The 4373-nt window shown below is 44.7% G+C and carries 2 protein-coding genes; both read left to right on the top strand.

Going from position 1 to position 4373, the window contains the following annotated elements; genetic code table 11:
• Positions 1-367: 367 nt before the first annotated feature.
• Positions 368-973, top strand: coding sequence for a response regulator transcription factor (locus HP459_RS21660; protein ID WP_023305307.1), 606 nt, complete (start codon positions 368-370; stop codon positions 971-973).
• Positions 970-4373 (top strand): transporter substrate-binding domain-containing protein (locus HP459_RS21655; protein WP_171936819.1); only part of this gene is annotated, 3404 nt, incomplete at its 3' end. The genes HP459_RS21660 and HP459_RS21655, both read left to right, overlap by 4 nt.

The raw sequence follows: 4373 nt of genomic DNA, 5'->3' as shown, positions 1-4373 counted from the left end.
GGCGACAATGTACGTAGGAAAAGTCCCACAATCCTGCGTGGAGAGTTGCGTGTTACGGAAATCAGTCAGTGACGATAAAAAGAGGAAAAACCTTACACGTGAAAGCGAAAAGGGACACCTCGTTCTGTAGTAAAAATGGCTATACTGAGCGTTAAGTAGCAAGTAAACAGAACGATTTAACAACCTATTATTCAACACGTTATATACATTTTACGCATTCAGGTTGTTTTGGTGAAGCCTGATTTGAAATGAACTGACTGCACGGGTTCAACCTACAGCCAGTTTGTCGCCGCACCAGTGGAATGAGCCAGGCTAATGCGTTAACATCAGAATAATGCATCGCTTGCCGATTATATTAAGGGTTAGTATGAAAACCGCACTTGTTGTAGACGATCATCCTTCAGTCCGCATGGCATTGAAAATGACATTAGAAAAGATAGGCTTCACTCATGTGGATGAATGTGATAACGGTGCGCAGGCTATAAACCAGATAAAAAAAGGGAAATACAATATCGTCATACTGGATATTGGTATTCCTAACATGGATGGGATGTCGGTTATCGCGGCGGTGCGAAAAGCAGAGATTAATACAAAAATCCTGGTGTTCACCTCACAGTCAGCGGAACTCTATGCCAGCAGATGCATGATGTCCGGTGTGTCTGGATTTTTGACAAAGAATGAGGGTATGGAAGATGTTTCAGCGGCGATCAAAGCCATCAATTCTGGTTTTACATTTTTTCCAAATATAAGCTATGCCAACAATTTTACATCAAGAAAATCATCCTCACTGACAAACCGCGAACTAGAGGTACTGCGTAAAATCATTGCTGGAATGAAAAATATTGAAATAGCAGACAGCATGTGCCTGAGCAGCAAAACAATCAGTACCTATAAAACCCGGATAATGACAAAAATGGGCGTTACGACACTGGTTGATTTGATCGAGATTGCTAAAAGAGAAAAGATTGAATGAAGCGATGGGTTCACTTTAAGCTGCTGCTTATTTTATTGCCATTGTACGCCTGTGCGGAACCACTGAGCGACAAATCTCTGTCTCTGGAACTTTACCCCGATACAATCATCCAGCGTTTTTATAAGCAATCTCTGAAGGTGGGTGTTTACAGACCCGATTATCCGCCTTTCGATATCGTTATTAATGGCGAATACCTTGATGGGATCAATGCCGACATACTGCGGACAATCCGTAATAATTCGGATATCCATTTCTCTGTCACCCTTTTCGATAACGCTGTCGCTGCTTTTGACGCGCTGGCAGAAGGGTCTATTGATGCGATCACGACCACTGGCCCGGTAACTGAAACGAAAAAATCCAGGTATTCTTATCTCCCGGTTATTTCAACGAATAAAATAGTTGAAATCGCACCCGCGGAAAATAAACCCGACACAAAAGATTACGAGACGATTGCCACCGTTGAACGGTTTATTTCTGATGAGTTTATAAAAGAGCGCTATCCTGAAGCAAAAATAAACCGCTACGATTCCGTACTGAATGCGCTTGCCTCTGTCGCCCTCCATAAAAACGATATCTATGTGGGTGATGCAATAAGTGCTGGTTATTTTTATAACAATAGCGTTTTCAATACTCTTCACGTCAGTCGCCAGCTTAATACCATTAACCAGGCAGAAGGAAAAGTATACTTCGCAATACGTAACTCTGATATAAAAACCAGACAAATCATAGAATCCGGGCTACAAAAGATATCCCAGTCAGATCTGTCAGAATTCATAAGGGGCTGGGATAAATCCAGTGATTTTATCACGCCGGGCTCACCACAATATCTCACCGAAAAGGAAGCCCGGTGGTTACAAGGTAAGAAGCAGTTTTATGTTCAGCTGCCAACAACCGCGCCACCTTTTTCAGAATATGCTAACGGGACGTTTACTGGCATCATCCCTGATGTCTTTAGTCTGATTGGCAAAATGCTTAACGTTACGTTTGCATTTTTGCCAGAAAACCCGTCATCAAAGAACATTAATCCTGATGAGATCATTGGCTTTGCCAGCTCCGTATACAACACCGATACGCGATATCGGTTTACCCGAAGCTTCATTCAATTTCCTCTTGTTTTCGTTACTCGTCACGGTGAGAGCCTAAAAAAATTGCCTACGCGCGCTCGCCGGATCGCGACTTTTATGGATGTTAATCATCTCGAGGGTTATGATCTCACTTCGTATACCGTTGTGCCTGTATCTTCGACGGCAGCTGCCTATAATTTATTAAGCAGTAACAAAGTCGATGCCGTACTTGATAATTTTGTCTCCGCTAATTATTACACACACACGCATCAATATTCCCTGGCCATAGACGATATAGTTGATGGAAATTTTGCCAAACTTTCCCTGGGCATTTCCGCGCACAATGAAATTTTGTATGAAATAATCAATAAATCATTAAAGAACCTCGCCGGATCTGAACTCGACGATATCACCACGAAATGGACCGCCGCGCCCTCAAAAACAAGTTTCATCGAAGCAAACAAAACCGCCATTCTCTACACGGTAATAGTCCTTCTCCTGCTGGGCATGATTTCCACCGGCTGGGCGCTTGTCCTTCGAAAGCACGTTCGACATGCACAGCGGACCCAGAGAAAACTGGACGATCAGCTGGCTTTGACAAACGCGCTTATCAACGGCACGCCGAATCCCCTGTATGTTCGTAATAAAGATGCAGAGCTCATATCGTTTAATGAGGCCTATACGGAAGCTTTAAAAGATTTCCATATCGAACAGGAATACGCTTTTAGTCAGGCTGAGTTTGAAAATACAACGGCCTCACATCTTTCGTCTCTTGAAACATACCGCCAGGATTTCTTCAGCGTGTTACGGGATAAGGTATCAATCTCGAAAGACCGGGCAATTACATTCAGCGATGGGCGCCCTGATGCCGTGATATATCACTGGATGGTGCCATTCCTGGATGCCGAAGGCCGCGTAAATGGCGTTATTGGCGGCTGGATTGACATCACGTCGAGAATCGAAATGGAAGAGAGCCTAAGAGCAGCCAGGAAGGAATCTGAAAGGGCGAATGTAGCAAAATCCACTTTTCTTGCCACCATGAGCCATGAAATTAGAACGCCTCTGAATGCCATTATCGGTATGCTGGAGCTTGGAACAAAAAAACTCCACGATGGAATCATAGACAGTACCGCATTCGACGTCGCCTATTCTTCGTCAAACGTACTACAGGAACTTATTGGTAATATCCTTGATATTTCCATGATTGAATCTGAAAAACTGGTTATTCATTATACAGAAATGGAGCTCAGAAAAACCATTGAACAGATTATCTCCTTATTCAGGCCTGGCGCGTTCAACAACGGTATCGAGCTTGTACTCCTATATCCAGCAAAGCTCGACGACATCATTGTGACAACAGATGAGCTTCGGTTCAGACAGGTTGTCAGCAATATCATCAGTAATGCCATCAAATTCACGAATGAAGGCGAAGTGCGTGTCGCAGTAGAATGCGTTAATTCTCAAGTCACAGACGTCGCCCTGCTGCAAATTGCCATAACGGATACGGGCTGCGGTATATCGCCTGAAGGGCAACAGACATTATTCCGACCTTTTTCCCAGGCTGATATTAACGGCTATTCTCATCAGTCAGGCTCCGGGCTTGGACTCCTCATCTCTCGCCGGCTTTGTGAAGCTTTGGGTGGAGGCATACAACTTCATAGTCAACCGGGCGTGGGAACCAGAGTCGACATTACGTTAAAAGTGGGCGTAAGCCAACAGAAGAGCAAGCGTGCTGCGGCAGAGGTTATAGATATCCAGCGTCAAAACAGCTCAGCCACCGTTCTTGTCGTTGATGATTTTTACCCAAATCTCATGCTGTTAAATAAGCAGCTGTCATACCTTGGCTACGTCGTGATCGAATGTAGCGATCCTCGTGACGCATATGCTCAGTGGAGAAGCACCGGTGCCGAGATTATTATCACTGACTGTAATATGCCGTATATCTCAGGAATTGAGCTGACAAAATTAATCCGTAAGGAAAACAGCGATACTGTAATTATCGGCCTGACGGCTGATGCCCGCGATGAACAAAGAGGAGCCTGTCTTCAGGCCGGGATGACGGAATGCCTCTTTAAACCCGTTTCGCTCAAAACCCTATCCCTCGCATTAAGCAAATTTGCCAGCGCTATCCAGCCCGCCACAAACACATGCGCAAAAGCGGAAGATCGGGTCGACCAGCATGTATTTAACTCCTGCTTAGCGCATCTCGACGTCACCATCAGCGATTTGCACGACGCTATCAGCGCGGAAGATTTCTTGCAGATCGCCGAACTTGCTCACCTGATGAAAGGCGGTTTTTATCTTCTGAAGAACGATTCGCTGGCTGACTTATGTAC

It is taken from the genome of Enterobacter sp. CM29 (assembly GCF_013179605.1).
GTDB classification, from domain to species: Bacteria; Pseudomonadota; Gammaproteobacteria; order Enterobacterales; family Enterobacteriaceae; genus Enterobacter; species Enterobacter intestinihominis.
The sequence above is the reverse complement of the archived record's forward strand: the minus strand, read 5'-3'. Positions and strand labels throughout refer to the sequence as shown.

Bases quoted from the DNA above. Each gene is read 5' to 3' on its own strand.
- HP459_RS21660 (WP_023305307.1), top strand. From the start codon at position 368: ATGAAAACCGCACTTGTTGTAGACGATCATCCTTCAGTCCGCATGGCA.